11 protein-coding genes are annotated in these 15,956 nt (G+C 70.6%); 5 read left to right on the top strand and 6 right to left on the bottom strand.

What is annotated here, in order from left to right; genetic code table 11:
* Positions 1–38: 38 nt before the first annotated feature.
* Genes ABB33_RS12690 through creD form a run of 3 tightly spaced genes read right to left on the bottom strand, consistent with a single transcriptional unit; the run spans position 39 to position 2,128 of the window.
* Complete coding sequence (locus ABB33_RS12690; RefSeq protein WP_152985078.1) at positions 39–401, bottom strand: hypothetical protein; 363 nt, start codon at positions 399–401, stop codon at positions 39–41.
* Positions 402–416: 15 nt separating this feature from the next.
* Positions 417–794, bottom strand: coding sequence for a hypothetical protein (locus ABB33_RS12685; protein ID WP_152985077.1), 378 nt, complete (start codon positions 792–794; stop codon positions 417–419).
* A gap of 5 nt (positions 795–799) precedes the next feature.
* Positions 800–2,128 (bottom strand): cell envelope integrity protein CreD, encoded by a 1,329-nt coding sequence (gene creD / locus ABB33_RS12680; protein WP_056932352.1) that lies wholly within the window; start codon positions 2,126–2,128, stop codon positions 800–802.
* A gap of 214 nt (positions 2,129–2,342) precedes the next feature.
* Here creD and ABB33_RS12675 point away from each other — a divergent pair, with 214 nt between their 5' ends.
* On the top strand, positions 2,343–5,357 hold the full coding sequence (locus ABB33_RS12675; RefSeq protein WP_056932351.1) for a bifunctional diguanylate cyclase/phosphodiesterase: 3,015 nt from the start codon (positions 2,343–2,345) through the stop codon (positions 5,355–5,357).
* 25 nt (positions 5,358–5,382) lie between these two features.
* On the opposite strand, the gene creC is transcribed toward ABB33_RS12675, so the two are convergent.
* On the bottom strand, positions 5,383–6,819 hold the full coding sequence (gene creC / locus ABB33_RS12670) for a two-component system sensor histidine kinase CreC (protein ID WP_056932365.1): 1,437 nt from the start codon (positions 6,817–6,819) through the stop codon (positions 5,383–5,385).
* Between the two features lie 576 nt (positions 6,820–7,395).
* The gene (creB, locus tag ABB33_RS12665; protein WP_056932350.1) at positions 7,396–8,088 is read right to left on the bottom strand and encodes a two-component system response regulator CreB; all 693 of its coding nucleotides are present in this window, start codon (positions 8,086–8,088) and stop codon (positions 7,396–7,398) included.
* 45 nt (positions 8,089–8,133) lie between these two features.
* Here creB and ABB33_RS12660 point away from each other — a divergent pair, with 45 nt between their 5' ends.
* The 4 genes from ABB33_RS12660 to ABB33_RS12645 all read left to right on the top strand — a co-directional run bounded on the left by ABB33_RS12660 (position 8,134) and on the right by ABB33_RS12645 (position 14,083).
* Entirely contained in the window at positions 8,134–8,991 is an 858-nt protein-coding gene (locus ABB33_RS12660; protein WP_056932349.1) for a 23S rRNA (adenine(2030)-N(6))-methyltransferase RlmJ, read from the top strand.
* A 172-nt stretch (positions 8,992–9,163) separates the two neighbouring features.
* Positions 9,164–9,709, top strand: a complete 546-nt coding sequence (locus tag ABB33_RS12655; RefSeq protein ID WP_054664133.1) for a GNAT family N-acetyltransferase — start codon at positions 9,164–9,166, stop codon at positions 9,707–9,709.
* A gap of 184 nt (positions 9,710–9,893) precedes the next feature.
* A complete protein-coding gene (gene mfd / locus ABB33_RS12650) occupies positions 9,894–13,364 on the top strand; it encodes a transcription-repair coupling factor (protein WP_056932348.1) in 3,471 nt (1,156 codons plus the stop codon).
* A gap of 92 nt (positions 13,365–13,456) precedes the next feature.
* A complete protein-coding gene (locus ABB33_RS12645; protein ID WP_056932347.1) occupies positions 13,457–14,083 on the top strand; it encodes an HD-GYP domain-containing protein in 627 nt (208 codons plus the stop codon).
* Positions 14,084–14,101: 18 nt separating this feature from the next.
* Here the strand turns inward: ABB33_RS12645 and ABB33_RS12640 are convergent, their stop codons facing one another.
* Positions 14,102–15,595 (bottom strand): phospholipase D-like domain-containing protein, encoded by a 1,494-nt coding sequence (locus ABB33_RS12640; RefSeq protein ID WP_056932364.1) that lies wholly within the window; start codon positions 15,593–15,595, stop codon positions 14,102–14,104.
* Positions 15,596–15,956: the final 361 nt, after the last annotated feature.

Here is a 15,956-nt window from a genome sequence, read left to right as displayed (position 1 = left end):
GGAATTCTAGCGCCGCGCGTTTCCCGCGCAGCAACGCCTCAGCCGCAGCCGACCGAGGCGCCGCCATCCCCGTCGGAGACGAGGCATTCGTCGCGACCATCGCGCCTGAACCGGTAGACGGTGGGGCACAGCACGGTCGTGCGCCTCAGGGTCCGGCGCTCTTCCGGCGCGAGCAGCCGTGGCATCGCCAGGGTGACATCCCGTGATGCCGGGCACCGGGATGCCAGCGGCACGACGACGGCCAACGCAAGCACCATCGCGGTCAACACCGACAACACCGACAACACCGCGCCGCCGGCCGGAACCCGCCTGTAGCCCGCTTCGATGGCGACCACCGCGCCGGCCAGCAGCAGCAGCGCGACGGTCGCGAACAGTGCCAGTCCATGATGGAAACGCATCACGCCCCGGTGCCAGTTTCAGTAACCGCGTGCGCACCGGGCCGTTCCCGGTTCGCGCCACAACAGCCACAGCCGCTGGTGCACGGCATCGCACACCACCACCTGGCGCTCCCGCAGCACCGCCCTGAAGCGCAGGCCACGACGACCCAGCGCCTGCCAGCGGCCCGCGCCGTCCAGCGCGGGCAGGCCTTCGGCGCCGCGCTGGCGGATCCGTTCGGCCAGCGTTGCGTCCAGTTGCAGGCGCAGGCAGCCGTGGCGCGGGGCCGTACCCAGTCCCAGTGCCGCCAGCGGCGAAGCGGACCAGCCAGCGCCCTGCTCCACCCGCAGCACCGCTGCCGCCAGCCCCGGCGGCAGCCCTTGCCGCAGCCGCCGGAGCAACCGTGTACTGAGCCGCATCGGGTTCACCGCAGGCCACCGCCGAGGTCGTACCAGTCCACCTTGCGGGTCAGCCACATGATCGCCGCGAGGATCCCGAACAGCAGCAGCGAGCCCATCAGCAGCGCATTGTTTTCCGACGCCAGCAACAGGTACAGGACTCCGTACAGCAGGGTCAGCAGGGTGGCAAAGCCCAGCCCGTGCCCCCAACTGCGCAACACCCCGCTGAGGTAGAAACCCTGCAGGCCGATGCACGCCACCGCCGATACCAGGTAGGCCTGCCAGAAGGCGATGTGCTCGGACAGGCTCAGCAGCAGCAGGAAGAAGATCGCCAGCGCCAGCCCGACCAGCAGGTACTGCAGCGGATGGATTCTCAGCCGCTTGATCAGCTCGAACAGCGCGAAGCCGACGAAGGTCAGCAGCACGAACAGGATGCCGTACTTGCTGGCGCGGTCGACCTGCGTGTACACGTCGACCGGGTCGACCAGCGCCACCTCCAGCGCTTCGACCGCGCCGCCATCGCTGCGCAGGTCGCGGCGCAGCTGTTCCTGTGCGGCCGAGGCCAGCGAGGATACCGCCCAGTCGGCCTTGAACCCGGCATCATCGATGTGGCGCTCGTTGGGCGCGAAGCTGCCGCCGAACAGCGGATGCGGCCAGGTCGAGGCCAGCGACACGCGGGTGTCGTCGCCCACCGGCACCACCGACAGCGATCGGGTGCCGTCGAGCACGAACTCCAGCTCCACCCTGCGCCCCTCGGCCAGGGTGCCCTGGTCGGGGTGGCCCAACGGCGACAGCATGGCGTGCAGCCCCTTGGACGCACCCTCCAGCGCCAGCGAACCGGCCTGCAACGTCAGCGCGCGCCCGTCCACGCGCAGGTTCGGCGTACCCACCAGGCCGCGCACGTCGGCGATGCCCAGCGCCAGGTAGGGGCGGCCGTAGACGCGGCCCGGCACGGTGGCATAGGCGGCATCGGCGAACTCGGCCTGCACCCGCGCGTGCCAGCTGTACACCGGCACCCGGAACAGGCCAACCCGGCGCTCGTCCGGGCGCAGCTCGCCCTGTATCCGCAACTGCCGCGGCATCTGCAGTTCATAGCCGTGCTCGGTCCGCAGCTCGCTCTTGCGCACGCCCGCCTCGACCACCTCGACCTCGCGCTGCTGGGTCCACGGCAGTACCCGCACCGGGCCGATCAGCGACTGCGCGCCGGCACGGCTCTGCGCGACCCGTTCGATGGCCTGGTCGCGGTAACGCTCGCGCTCTCCGATCGTGCCGCGGATCAGCAGCAGCGGAACCAGCAACAGCAACACCAGCCCGCCGACCACGGCGAAGCGCAACAGCAGTTTCAGGGAATTCATGACCCGTCCTCGTGTGGAAACGGGTACAGCGTGGCGGCAGCGGGTGGGCGGGGTTTGTGGCGAATTTGAAGTGGGCGTGAAGCGCCCCGTGGCGACCACCCCGCGCCGGCGGCCACGGCCGGTTGCGGACACGGGCCGCGACATAGTATGAATCCGCGCTGCCCCGCCGCCCGGCCCCCTCTGGCTGCGCCGCCATTCCCCGAAGGAACCCTACGTGCTGCATGCCAGGTCGCGTACTTCGCTGATCCACCGGCTGTCCCTGAGCATATGGGGCCTGTTCCTCGCCCTCCTGCTGCTGCTTTGCGCATTCGGCTACCTGGCGATGCGGGTGATCACCGACCGGGTGGTGCCGGTGGTGGCGCAGCGCAGCGTCGACCTGCGTGCAAAGGCCAGCGAGGGCCAGTTCCTGCAGGCCGAACGGAGTGTGCAGCGCCTGCAGCGGGAACTGCTGTGGCGGCTTGACCATGCCGACCGGCAGGCCGCGCTGGCACGCTTCGATACGCTGTTCGCGCGCAGTCCCGACGGCCTGTGGCGGCTGCAGCCCGGGCAGGTGGATCCCGAGCGCGCGCCCACCCTGTACCTGCACCAGCCGCCGCAGGGCCTGGATGCCTCGGCAAGGATGCGCGCGGTGGTCGCCTACGACCTGCTGCGCGAGCAGGGCCCGGCGCTGGTGCCGCCGTTCTTCTCGGTCTACATGGACTTCGTCGAAGACGGCCTGATGGTCTACGCGCACGGCATGGACTGGGGCAGCAACGCCGATGCCAGCGCCACCAACGCCGGCTACCCGACCATGCGCGGCTCGGACCCGCGGCGCAACCCGCAGCGCAAGGTGTTCTGGACACCGGTCTACCTGGACCGGCAGGCCGATACCTGGATGGTGTCGGTGATCAAGCCGCTGGACTGGCAGGGGCGATGGGTCGGCACCCTCGGCCACGACGTGCTGGTGCAGAGCCTGATCGACCGGACCACCACGAACGACAGCGCCGGCGTGCAGCTGGTCATGGCCGCTGACGGTGCGCTGATCGCGCACCCGCAGCTCAGCCGGCGCATCGCCGCCGCCGACGGCCAGCTGCAGCTGTCCGCGCTCGACGACCCGCTGCTGGCCCAGGTGCACGGGATGATCGCCTATGGCCGCGGCGACCACGGCGTGGGCCGCTCGCCGGATGGCAGCCACTGGGTGGCATGGTCGAAGATCCACGGCCCGGGCTGGTACCAGGTGTTCCTGCTGCCGCAGGCACGGGTGGACCGGGTGCTGATGTGGGGCCTGCTGGCGGTGTCCAGCTTCGGCATCCTCGGCCTGCTGCCGGCGATGTGGCTGCTGCGCCGGCGGGTCGGCCTGCTGTTCGCGGTACCGCTCACGCGCCTGACCCAGGCGGTGGACGAGTTGAGCCAGGGCCGCGAACCCAGGCCGATCGCGATGCAGGGCAACGACGAGCTGGGGCACCTGGCCGATGCGTTCGACGACATGGTCGAGGAGCTGGTGCAGCAGCGTGCCCTGCAGTTCGCGCATGCACAGGCACTGCAGACCGAGATCGACGAACGCCGCCAGTTCATGACCCGGCTGGAGGAGGAACGTGCGCGCCTGCTGGCCCTGCTCGGCGCGATGAACCTGGGCATCCTGTTCGTCGGCCACGAGAACCGCGCCACCTACTGCAATGCCGCCTTCCTGGCCATGTGGGATTTCCCGGAGGGCACCAGCGTGGTCGGCAAAACCACCGGGCAGTGGCTGGACGCGTCGCAGCGGCTGATGATCGACCCGCAGGAGTTCCGCCGGCACATGGACGAGGCCACGGTCTCGCCCGAACTGCACAAGCGGCTGGAGATCCGCCTGCACGACGGTCGCATCGTCATGCACGACGCCTACCCGGTGCGCGACGCGCAGGAACACTTCATCGGCCGGCTGTGGGTGCAGGAAGACGTCACCCACGAGCGCCAGACCGCCGAGCAGCTGGTGCGGCTGGCGCAGCACGACCCGTTGACCAGCCTGTACAACCGGCGCCGCTTCGAGGACGAGCTGGCGCGCTTCTTCCACGCCGCCGAACGCATTCCCAGCCAGGCCGCGCTGCTGTTCTTCGACCTGGACGAATTCAAGTACATCAACGACACCTTCGGCCATCGCGCCGGCGACTCGGTGCTCAACCGCATGGCGGTCGAGATCCGTACCCTGGTGCGCAGCGGCGAGACCCTGTTCCGGCTCGGCGGCGACGAGTTCGCCGTGCTGATGCCGCATGCGAGCCTGGACGATGCCCAGCACCTGGCCGAACGCATCGTGCTGCGGATCGCGCAGACGCCGCTGTGCCTGCACGAACACACCGTGCGCCTGACCACCAGCCTGGGCATCGCCCACTTCCCCGCCCATGCCGACAATGCCGAGGACCTAGTGGCCCACGCCGACGCGGCGATGTACCAGGCCAAGCACACCGGCAAGAACCGCTGGAACGTGTATCGCCCGGACCGCGACAGCTCGCGCGAGATGGCGACCCGGCTGGCCTGGAACGACCGCATCGCGCACGCACTGGAGAACGACCTGCTGCGCCTGCATTTCCAGGGCGTGCACCATGCCGCCGACGGCCGCCTGGCGCACCTGGAAGCGCTGATCCGCATGGAGGACGAGGCCAACCCGGGCCAGCTGATCATGCCGGCGCAGTTCATCGAACCTGCCGAAAAGAGCGGCAAGATCCTGGAGATCGACCGCTGGGTGATCGGCCGCAGCATCAGCCTGCTGGCCACGCACCCCAACCTGCCGGCCATCGCCGTCAACATTTCCGGGCGCTCGTTCGACGATCCCGAGCTGCCGGCATGGATCGGTGGCCAGCTGCGCCAGCAGCACGTCGCCCCGCGGCGCCTGCTGGTGGAACTGACCGAAACCTCGGCGGTCTCGGACATGGGCGACGCGGCGCGCTTCATCGCCGCGCTGCGCGACACCGGCTGCCCGATCTGCCTGGACGACTTCGGCACCGGCTTCTCCTCGTTCGCCTACCTCAAGAACCTGCAGGCCGACGTGCTCAAGATCGACGGCATGTTCATCCGCGACCTGCCCAGCGAGCGCGACAACCAGGTGTTCGTGCGCGCCATCATCGAAGTGGCGCACGGCATGGGCAAGCTGACCGTGGCCGAGTTCGTCGAGGACGAGGCAACGCTGCAGATGCTGCGCGCGATGGGCGTGGACATGGTGCAGGGCTACCACCTGGACCGGCCGCGCGCAGACCATCCGGCGCTGGCCGATTGAGTAGCTCCGCCCGGCGCGTGCCGGCCTAGGCGGACGGCAGCCACAGGGTGGCCTGCGCACCGCCGGCCGGGCCGTTGCGCAGGCACGCGTGGCCGCCGTGCAGGCGCGCGACCTCGGCCACGAACGGCAGGCCCAGCCCTGAACTGCGCTGGCCGCTGCCGGGACGGGCCAGCGAATAGAAGCGCTCGAACACCCGCTCCAGCGCGTAATCGGGCACCCCTGGCCCCTGGTCGGACAGCACCACCTCCCAGCCGCCCTGCCCGGCCTCCAGCCGCAACCCGATCCGCCCGCCCTCCGGCGAGAACGCGATGGCGTTGTCCAGCAGGTTGTCCAGCGCCTGCCGCAGCAGGAACGCATCGCCCTGCACGTTGGCGTGCCCGGGCAGCTCGCAGTGCAGCGACAGGTGCGCCGCCTGCAGGCGTGGCGCCGCGTCCTCGGCGAGCTGCCGGCACAGCATCGACAGGTCCACCACGGTGCGCCGCTGCAGCCAGCCATGCTGCTCCACCTCGGCCAGCCGCAGCAGCTGGTCGATGGTTTCGGTCAGGCGCCGTTCCTGCTGCGCGATGTTGGCCGCGAAGCGCTGCCGGTCGGCTTCGGGCAGGGGCTCCTGCAGCAACTCGGCGGCACCGCGGATCGCCGCCAGCGGGCTCTTCATTTCATGGGTGAGCGACTGCACGTACTGCTCGACATAGGCCTTGCCTTCGAGCTTGCGGCGCATGGTCTCCAGGGCCTGGCCGAGGTCGCCGATCTCGTCGCCGCGCGGTTTCGGCGGCGGCACCGGCTCGCCGGCGCTGACCGCCTTGGCATAGCGGCTCAGGCTGCCGATGCCGCGCGCCAGCCACCAGGTCATCAGCAGCCCGATCAGCGCCGCCGAGCCGATCAGCCACGCGCCGCGCGCGACGATGGCGCGCTGGCTGGCGGTGATGAACGGATCGATGCTGTCGTTGGGCTGGGCCAGGGTCAGCACCCCGATCAGGGTACGGCCGTCATCCGGATCGTAGACCGGCGCCGCCACGTGCATGACGGTGCTGTCCGCATCGCCCGGCGCGCCCGGGCTGGAACGCGCGCCGTACTGGCCGCGCAGGGTGCGGTAGACATCGTTCCAGCGCGAGTTGTCGCGGCCCACGTCCTGCCCGCGCGAATCGTAGACGACGATGCCGCGGGCATCGGTCACCGTGACCCGGTAATCGATGCTGCGCTTGGGGAAACGCCACACCATCGCCCGCGGGTCGCGCCGCTGCGCGGTCGCCATGTGCGCGGCGAAGCGGCCATCGGCGATGCGCCCGGCCTTCAGGTCCGGCGCGGCCATCACCGCCAGCACGTTGGCCGAATCGACCAGGGTGGACTCCATCGCCTGGCGCACGCCCGGCTTGACCTCGTCGACGAACACCCGCATCACGAAGAACGCGGCGATGCCGACGATCAGGAAGAAGCCGAGGAAGAGCTTCAGGCCGAGGCGCACGCCCACCCCACATGGTCAAACCTGCTGCAGCTCGTGACCTTGCCGTTGCTGTGGCCGTTGATCTTCCGGGCTCCCTGCCGTAGCGACGGAGCCGCCGGAGCCGACGGAAAAGACCCGAAGGGCGACGTGCATGGGTTCGGCGGAAAAAGGCGAAGCACTGCTTCGCCCCGCCGGACGGGCAGGCGCCTGGCGGCGCCTGCCCCGGACTCGATCGCGAAGCGGGCGAGCACATCGTTTTTCGACGAGACATGGATGTCTCGTCGAAAAACCCCGGCGGAGTGGACCCGGTGCGCGCAGCGCGTCGGGCACGGAGGCAGGGCGTGCTTTCTTTGGGTTACCTTTTCTTTGCACGGGCAAGGAAAAGCAACCCGCTCACGCGAAGCGGGAGCGAAAGCTCTTGCTTCATCCCGACGCCACCGCCGCTCAACCCGACTTGCGCTCCCTGCCCCACCCCATGCCAGCGGCGCAGGTACTTCAAGGCACCCGCGCCAGCGGTGCGCCAGCCATGCCTTCCCGCCCCGCAGGGAGACGGGCCTCAAAGGCGGTCGCATCGCCTGCGCCAGGCTCACGGCGATGTCAGACATCCAGCGCATACCCCACGCCCCTATGCGTACGGATCGGGTCATCCTCCGCCCCGGCCGCGCGCAGCTTGGCGCGCAATGTCTTGACGTGCGTATCCACCGTACGGTCGGCGCTGTCGCTGGCATGGTCCCAGCCGCGCTCCATCAGCTGCGCGCGGCTGAGGATCGCCCCCGGCCGCTGCAGCAGCGCCGCCAGCAGCGCGTACTCGTAGCGGGTCAGGTCCAGCAGCGCCTCGCGGTAGCGCACCCGCCGGCCCTCGCGGTCGATCGCGAACGCGCCCTGCAGCACCCAGCCGGCCTCGGCCGGCAGCGCCTGCGCCGGGCGCCGCAGCCGTGCGCGCACCCGCGCCACCAGCTCGCGCGGCGAGAACGGCTTGCCGACGTAGTCGTCCGCGCCCAGCTCCAGGCCCAGCACCCGGTCGAATTCGTCGTTGCGCGCGGTGAGGAAGATCACCGGCACCTGGCTGAAGGTACGGAGCTGGCGGCAGACCTCGAAGCCGCCCAGGTCGGGCAGGCCCACGTCCAGCACCACCACGTCGATGCCGCCGGCGCGCACCCGTTCCAGCGCCAGCCGCCCCAGCGCGCAGTGCTCGGCGGCATGGCCCTCGCTGCGCAGCGCATACAGGACGGTATCGGCGATGGCGGCCTCGTCTTCGACGACGAGCACCTGGGCGGGCTGTTCGGACATGCCGCCAGCATAGCCGCCCCCGGGCGGCACCCGTACACTGCACCGATGAACTACCGCCACGCCTTCCATGCCGGCAACCACGCCGACGTGCTCAAGCACATCGTCCTGCTCGCGCTGATCGATGCGCTCAAGCGCAAGGACGCGCCGTTCTTCGTGCTCGACACCCATGCCGGCCGCGGCCGCTACCTGCTGTCGGCCGAGGAAAGCCGCAAGACCGCCGAGGCCGACGAAGGCATCCTGCAGCTGATGGCCTCGCCGACCCTGCCGGACGTGGTCGAACGCTACCTGCGCGCGATCCAGGCCAACAATCCGGTGGGCGGGTTGATCGCCTACCCCGGCTCGCCGCTGCTGGCCGCCCAGGCCATGCGCGAGCAGGACCGGCTGGCCGCCTGCGAACTGCAGCCGGAGGAGGCCGCGGCGCTGAAGGAACTGTTCGCCCGCGACCGCCGCGTGCAGGTGCTGGCCGCCAACGGCTACGACAGCATCCGCGCCCTGCTGCCACCCAAAGCCGGCGCCGCGAAGATCGGCCGCGCGCTGGTGCTGGTCGATCCGCCCTACGAGGTGCAGGACGCCGAGTACCCGCAGATCATCGCCACCCTGCGCGAGATCCTGACGCGCATGCCACAGGCCCAGTGCGCGGTGTGGTACCCGATCAAGCAGCGCCGCAGCCTGCTGCCCTTCTTCCGCAAGGCCGCCGCGCTGCCGGCGAAATCGGCACTGGTGGCCGAACTGATGGTGCGCCCGGACGATTCGCCGCTGCGCCTGAACGGCAGCGGCATGCTGCTGCTCAACCCGCCCTGGCAGTTCGACCAGGTGCTGGCGCCGGCCTTGCCGGTGCTGCAGCGCGAACTGGGCGAAACCGGCGCATCGACACGGCTGGAGTGGATCAAGAACGGCGATTGAGCGCCGCGGCCACAGCGCCCGGCACCGCGCTCCACGCCACGACGGACCCTGCCCGGCAGGGCCCGCGCAGCACGCTTGCGCTGGACAGCGCCGCGTTCCCACGGTTGAATCACGTTCACAGAACCTCACGCCACAGGTGCAAGAATCGGCGGACTCTCGAGGAACCGAAGTCATGGCTACCCGCAACCGCATGCCCCCGTGGCATGAAAACTTCAAGGCGCCCAGTGGCCGAGAACTGCTCATCCGCCCCATCCGCCCCGAGGACGGCGCCCCGCTGCAGGGCGCATTCGCACTGTTCGGACCGGAAGAAGTCCGCGACCGCTTCCTGCAGGCCGTCGACGTGTTGTCGGACGAAACCGCCCAGCGCCTGACCCATCCCAATCCCAAGACCGAGATCTCGCTGGTCGCGGCCGAGCCGCTGCCGCCGGGCGAAGCCGTGGTCGGCGCGGTGGCGCGTGCCTCGATCATCCCCGGCACCCGCGACGCCGAGTACGCCATCCTCGTCAGCCGCTTCCTTGCCGGCCAGGGCCTGGGCCGGCAACTGATGCGCAAGCTGGTCAAATGGGCACGCGGCAAGTACCTGGACCGCATGTACGGCGACATCGCCCAGGACAACGAACCGATGCTGCAGTTGGCCGCCTCGCTGGGTTTCAAGCAGGTGCCGCACCCGTCCGGCACCCCGGGCCTGGTGCGCATGGTGCTGGAACTGGCCAGCTGACGGCATGCCGGTACGACACCTGGCCACCGGGGGTGCTGCCCCCGGCCGGTCGCGTACCCGCGCTGCCTACGCGGCCGCCGGCCCATGCCGCACCGGTCGATGCGCCGGTCGGCAGCATCGACCGTGACGATGACGTCCGGGGCTGACGGCCGGCACCCGGCACTGCGGTAAAATCGGCGGTCTCATGCCGCATCACGCCTCCTACCCCGTTCCGCCGCTGCCCCGCACAGGCCAGCTCCGCGCCTGGTGGCGCGCCCCCGCATCGACCAGCGCGCTGGCCTGGTACGTGGCCCGCGCCGCGCAGGCCCATGCCGGGCCGTTGCTGCTGGTCACCCGCGACAACCACGGCGCGCACCAGGCCGTCGCCGACCTGCAGACCCTGCTCGGCGACGACGCAACGCTGCCGGTGGTGCCGTTCCCGGACTGGGAGACCCTGCCCTACGACCAGTTCAGTCCGCACCCGGACATCATTTCCCAGCGCCTGGCCGCGCTGCACCGCCTGCCCGGGCTCGCCCACGGCATCGTGGTGGTGCCGGTACAGACCCTGCTGCAACGGCTGGCGCCACTGAGCTACATCGTCGGCGGCAGCTTCGACCTGCAGGTCGGCCAGCGCCTGGACATGGACGCGGAGAAGCGCCGCCTGGAAAGCGCCGGCTACCGCAACGTGCCGCAGGTCATGGACCCGGGCGATTTCGCCGTGCGCGGCGGCCTGCTCGATGTCTACCCGATGGGCGCCGACACGCCGCTGCGCATCGAACTGCTGGACGAGGACATCGACTCGATCCGCGAATTCGACCCCGAATCGCAGCGCTCGCTGGACAAGGTCGCCGCGGTGAAGATGCTGCCCGGCCGCGAAGTGCCGATGGACGAGGCCAGCCTGGCGAAGGTACTGGCCACGCTGCGCGAGCGCTTCGACGTGGACACCCGCCGCAGCCCGCTCTACCAGGACCTCAAGGCCGGGGTGCTGCCCTCGGGCATCGAGTACTTCCTGCCGCTGTTCTTCGAGCGCACCGCGACCCTGTTCGACTACCTGCCGGCCGGCTTCCTGACCGTGGTCGCGCCCGGCGTGGGCGAAGCCGCCGATGCGTTCTGGGCACAGACCGGCAGCCGCTACGAACAGCGCCGCCACGACATCGAACGGCCGCTGCTGCCGCCGGAGGAGATCTACCAGTCGCCGGACAGCCTGCGCGAGCAGTTCAACCGGCTGCCGCGGGTGGACGTGTGGCCGGCCGGGCACCCGCGCATCGCCGAGGCACAGGCGCTGGGCGACCAGCCGCTGCCGCCGTTGCCGGTCGCGGCCAAGGACGCGCCGGCCGGACAGGCGCTGAAGTCCTTCCTCGACCATTATCCCGGCCGGGTGCTGATTGCCGCCGATTCGCCGGGCCGCCGCGAGGCGCTGCTGGAAGTGCTGCAGGCCGCCGACCTGCGGCCGCCGGTGGTGCCGGGGCTGCCGGCGTTCCTGGCCGCCGACGCACCACGCTTCGCCATCACCGTGGCACCGCTGGACGACGGCTTCGCCCTGGCCGAGCCGCCGCTGGCGGTGCTCACCGAGCGCCAGCTGTTCCCCGAACGCGCCGGCCAGCCGCGCCGCAGCCGCCGTGCCGGGCGCGAGCCGGAGGCGATCATCCGCGACCTCGGCGAGCTGACCGAAGGCGCGCCCATCGTCCACGAGGACCACGGCGTCGGCCGCTACCGCGGGCTGATCGCGATGGACGTCGGCGGCATGCCCGGCGAATTCCTGGAGATCGAGTACGCCAAGGGCGACCGCCTGTACGTGCCGGTCGCGCAGCTGCACCTGATCAGCCGCTACTCCGGCGCCTCGCCGGAAACCGCGCCGCTGCACTCGCTCGGCGGCGAGCAGTGGGCCAAGGCCAAGCGCAAGGCCGCCGAGAAGGTGCGCGACGTCGCCGCCGAACTGCTGGAAATCCAGGCCCGGCGCCAGGCCCGTGCCGGTCTGGCGCTGGACATCGACCGCGCCATGTACGAACCGTTCGCCGCCGGCTTCCCGTTCGAGGAAACGCCGGACCAGCTGGCCGCGATCGAAGCCACCCTGCGCGACCTGCAGTCGTCGCAGCCGATGGACCGCGTGGTCTGCGGCGACGTCGGCTTCGGCAAGACCGAGGTGGCGGTGCGCGCCGCCTTCGCCGCCGCCAGCGGCGGCAAGCAGGTGGCGGTGCTGGTGCCCACCACCCTGCTGGCCGAGCAGCACTACCGCAACTTCCGCGACCGCTTCGCCGACTATCCGCTCAAGGTCGAAGTGCTGTCGCGCTTCAAGTCCACCAAGGAGATCAAGGCCGAGCTGGACAAGGTGGCCGACGGCAGCATCGACGTGATCGTCGGCACCCACCGCCTGCTGCAGCCGGACGTGAAGTTCAAGGACCTGGGCCTGGTCATCGTCGACGAGGAACAGCGCTTCGGCGTGCGCCAGAAGGAAGCGCTCAAGGCCATGCGCGCCAACGTGCACCTGCTCACGCTCACCGCCACACCGATCCCGCGCACGCTGAACATGGCCATGGCCGGGCTGCGCGACCTGTCGATCATCGCCACCCCGCCGCCGAACCGGCTGGCGGTGCAGACCTTCGTCACCCAGTGGGACAACGCGCAGCTGCGCGAGGCGTTCCAGCGCGAACTCGCGCGCGGCGGCCAGCTGTATTTCCTGCACAACGACGTGGAAAGCATGGGCCGGATGCAGCGCGAGCTGTCCGAACTGGTGCCCGAGGCGCGCATCGGCATGGCCCATGGCCAGATGCCCGAGCGCGAGCTGGAAAAGGTGATGCTGGACTTCCAGAAGCAGCGCTTCAACGTGCTGCTGGCCAGCACCATCATCGAGTCGGGCATCGACATCCCCAACGCCAACACCATCATCATCAACCGCGCCGACCGCTTCGGCCTGGCCCAGCTGCACCAGCTGCGCGGCCGCGTCGGCCGCTCGCACCACCGCGCCTATGCGTACCTGGTGGTGCCGGACAAGCGCTCGATCACCCCCGATGCGCAGAAGCGGCTGGATGCCATCGCCTCGATGGACGAACTCGGCGCCGGCTTCACCCTGGCCACCCACGACCTGGAGATCCGCGGTGCCGGCGAACTGCTCGGCGAGGACCAGAGCGGGCAGATGGCCGAGGTCGGCTTCAGCCTCTACACCGAACTGCTGGAGCGGGCGGTGCGCTCGATCAGGTCCGGCAAGCTGCCCGACCTGGACGCCGGCGAGGAAGTGCGCGGCGCCGAGGTCGAACTGCACGTGCCGGCGCTGATCCCGGAGGACTACCTGCCCGACGTGCATACGCGCCTGACCCTGTACAAGCGCATTTCCAGCGCGCGCGACAGCGCCGCCCTGCGCGAACTGCAGGTGGAGATGATCGACCGCTTCGGCCTGCTGCCGGATCCGGTCAAGCACCTGTTCGCCATCGCCGAGCTCAAGCTGCAGGCCAACGCGCTGGGCATCCGCAAACTGGAACTGGGCGAGAACGGCGGCCGCATCGTGTTCGAGGCCAAGCCCGACATCGACCCGATGGCGGTGATCCAGCTGATCCAGAAGCAACCCAGGCTCTACCAGATGGACGGCCCGGACAAGCTGCGCATCCGCCACCCGTTGCCGGAAGGCGCGGACCGCTTCAACGCCGCCCGCGCACTGCTGGCCACCCTGCGCCCGGGGTGAGCGGATGAGAGGTTTGCCAGGAACGGGGGCGGCGAGGACAATAGCCGCCCTCCTCCCGGCCAGGCCGTTTTCCCACTGCGGTGCGGCGCTCCATGTCTTCGACTTTCTCGGCCCCGGGCCTGTCCATCCCCCCTGAAAACGAAAGCTGCAGCATCTCCGTGCTGGCCGCCGCACTGGACGAGCGCGACAGCTACACCGACCAGCACTGCGACCGGGTTTCGCTGCTCGCGCATGGCCTTGGCGAGCGCTGCGGGCTGTCCGGCACCCAGCTCGAGCAGCTGGCATTGGCGGCACGTTTCCATGACGTCGGCAAGATCGGCATCCGCGACGACGTGCTGCTGCACCCCGGCCGCCTGGACGAGCCGCGGATGGAGAAGATGCGTACCCATCCCGAGCGCGGCGCGCGCCTGTTCGCGGCCACCGGCCGCGACGATGCCGCCGCCGTGGCGCGGCTGATCCTGCACCACCACGAAGCCTGGGACGGCAGCGGCTACCCGCATGGCCTGCAGGGCGACGAGATCCCGCTGGAGGCGCGCATCCTGACCATCGCCGACGGCTACGACGCGCTGACCTCGCGCCGCCCCTACCGCGGCCCGCTGCACACCGACGATGCCCTGGCCATCCTCAACCGCGAGAAGAACCGGCTGGTCGATGCGCGCCTGCTCGGCGAGTTCCGCGGCCTGCTGCGCGCGCGGGCGCGCGGGCGACCGGCCAGCTGATCCGGCGGGCCGGCGCGCTCACAGCACCGGCGACATCATCGCCACCGCGTTCTGCACCAGCCGCGTGGCGAAGGACCAGCCCTGCACCTGCTGCACGGTCACCGGCACGGACACCGACAGGTAGCGGTCCTGGCGCCGCCGGATCGCCGCCGTCACCCGCGGGTCGGCGACCAGCAGGCTGTTCTCGAAATTCAGCTCCAGGCTGCGCCGGTCGATGTTGGCCGACCCGACCAGGGCGACCTGCCCGTCGACGGTCAGGGATTTGGCATGCAGCAGGCCGAGCGGGTACTCGTGGACCTCCACCCCGCTGCGCAGCAGGTCGCCATAGGTGCTGCGGCTGGCCTGCCCGACCAGCCACGAGTCGTTGCGCCGCGGCAGCACCAGCGTGGTGCGCACGCCACGCCGCGGTGCCGCGCAGATCGCGCGCAGGATCGATTCATCGGGCACGAAGTACGGCGTGGTGATCACCAGCTCGCGCCGCGCCGCGTAGATGCAGGCCACGTACATGTCGGCCATGACGTTGTGCCGCGCCACCGGCCCGGTCTCGAACGCCATGGCCACGCAGCCGTCCTCGTGCCATGCCGGCGCCGCTGCGGCGGCATAGCCCTCCAGCCCGGCTTCGCCGGTCTCCGGGATCCAGCCGCTGAGGAACAGGAACTGGATCTGCGCCACCACCGGCCCCTGGCAGCGCAGCAGCAGGTCGATCCACGGCGCCTGCGCCGGCTTCACCCGGAACTCGGGATCGGCAAGGTTCTGGCTGCCGCAGTAGGCGATGCGGTTGTCGATGACCACGATCTTGCGGTGGTCGCGCAGGTCCATGCGGCTGAACACCACGTGCTGCAGGCGGTGGATGTCGTCCAGCGTCTTGAGTTGCCTGACCCCGGCCTGGGCCAGTTGTTTCCAGCGTGGCCCGTCGATGAAGGCACGCGAGCCCAGCGCATCGACCATCACCCGGCAGGCCACGCCGCGTCGCGCGGCGGCGGCCACCGCGTCGGCCAGGCGGCCGCCGGCGCCGTCGTCGAGCCAGATGTAGACGGCGATGTGCACGCTCTCGCGGGCCTGTTCGATATCCGCGACCAGCGCATCCAGCGCGCGGCGGCAGTCGCGCTCGGGCGCATCGGCCGGGCTGCCCTCATCGCCCAGCAGCTGCACCCGGTTGCCCCCCACCGCCGGCAGGCCGTTGATGGTGCGCGCCAGTTCCAGCAGCGGCACCGCGCCGTCCACCACCGTGACCGGTGCGGCCGGCGGCGCCGCGGCCGCGCCCATCCGTCGCAGCACCTGCTCCACCCGGTGGAACCGCGCGCGGCCGATGCTGGTCTCGCCCAGCAGCAGGTACGCGAGCATCCCCACCCCGGGTGCCAGCATCACCACCGCCACCCAGGCCGCGCGCGAAGCCGGGGTGCGGTTGGCGCGGGTCAGCGCACGCGCGGCGACCAGCAGGTGCGCGGCGAACGCCAGCGCGGCGATTGTCCACTGCAGCGGCGCGTGCGCCCCGCCTGCTTCCGGCACCATGCGTGCCTCCCGATGATCGATGATGCGCCATCCCGTGGCGTGGTCGATCAATACCACGGCCGCCCGCCGCCGGCATCTCCGGGGCGAAGTCGCAACGTCGTATCGCCGCGGTCCCGGTGGCCGGCTGCATGCCGCACAATACGCGCTGCGGTGGCCGCGACCGACCGCGGCGGGTCGCAACCGGGTCGCCGGACTGCCAGGGAGAGCAATGAAGAACGTGCCGGGGTTGACCCCGTGGCTGCTGCCACTGCCGGCTTTGGCGGGCGATGGCAGGTGGCCGTGCCGGAGCGCCTCGCCGGGCATGGGGCCAGACGTCCAGGCGCCTGCGCGTCGGACGCGGACGAGCTTGTCCTCCGCATCG

The organism is Stenotrophomonas acidaminiphila, from assembly GCF_001431595.1.
Lineage (GTDB): Bacteria > Pseudomonadota > Gammaproteobacteria > Xanthomonadales > Xanthomonadaceae > Stenotrophomonas > Stenotrophomonas acidaminiphila.
The sequence above is the reverse complement of the archived record's forward strand: the minus strand, read 5'-3'. Positions and strand labels throughout refer to the sequence as shown.

Coding starts and splice junctions, on each gene's coding strand:
- ABB33_RS12685 (WP_152985077.1), bottom strand. CDS start 794: ATGCGGCTCAGTACACGGTTGCTCCGGCGGCTGCGGCAAGGGCTGCCG.
- creD (WP_056932352.1), bottom strand. CDS start 2,128: ATGAATTCCCTGAAACTGCTGTTGCGCTTCGCCGTGGTCGGCGGGCTG.
- creB (WP_056932350.1), bottom strand. CDS start 8,088: ATGTCCGAACAGCCCGCCCAGGTGCTCGTCGTCGAAGACGAGGCCGCC.
- ABB33_RS12660 (WP_056932349.1), top strand. CDS start 8,134: ATGAACTACCGCCACGCCTTCCATGCCGGCAACCACGCCGACGTGCTC.
- ABB33_RS12655 (WP_054664133.1), top strand. CDS start 9,164: ATGGCTACCCGCAACCGCATGCCCCCGTGGCATGAAAACTTCAAGGCG.
- mfd (WP_056932348.1), top strand. CDS start 9,894: ATGCCGCATCACGCCTCCTACCCCGTTCCGCCGCTGCCCCGCACAGGC.
- ABB33_RS12645 (WP_056932347.1), top strand. CDS start 13,457: ATGTCTTCGACTTTCTCGGCCCCGGGCCTGTCCATCCCCCCTGAAAAC.
- ABB33_RS12640 (WP_056932364.1), bottom strand. CDS start 15,595: ATGGTGCCGGAAGCAGGCGGGGCGCACGCGCCGCTGCAGTGGACAATC.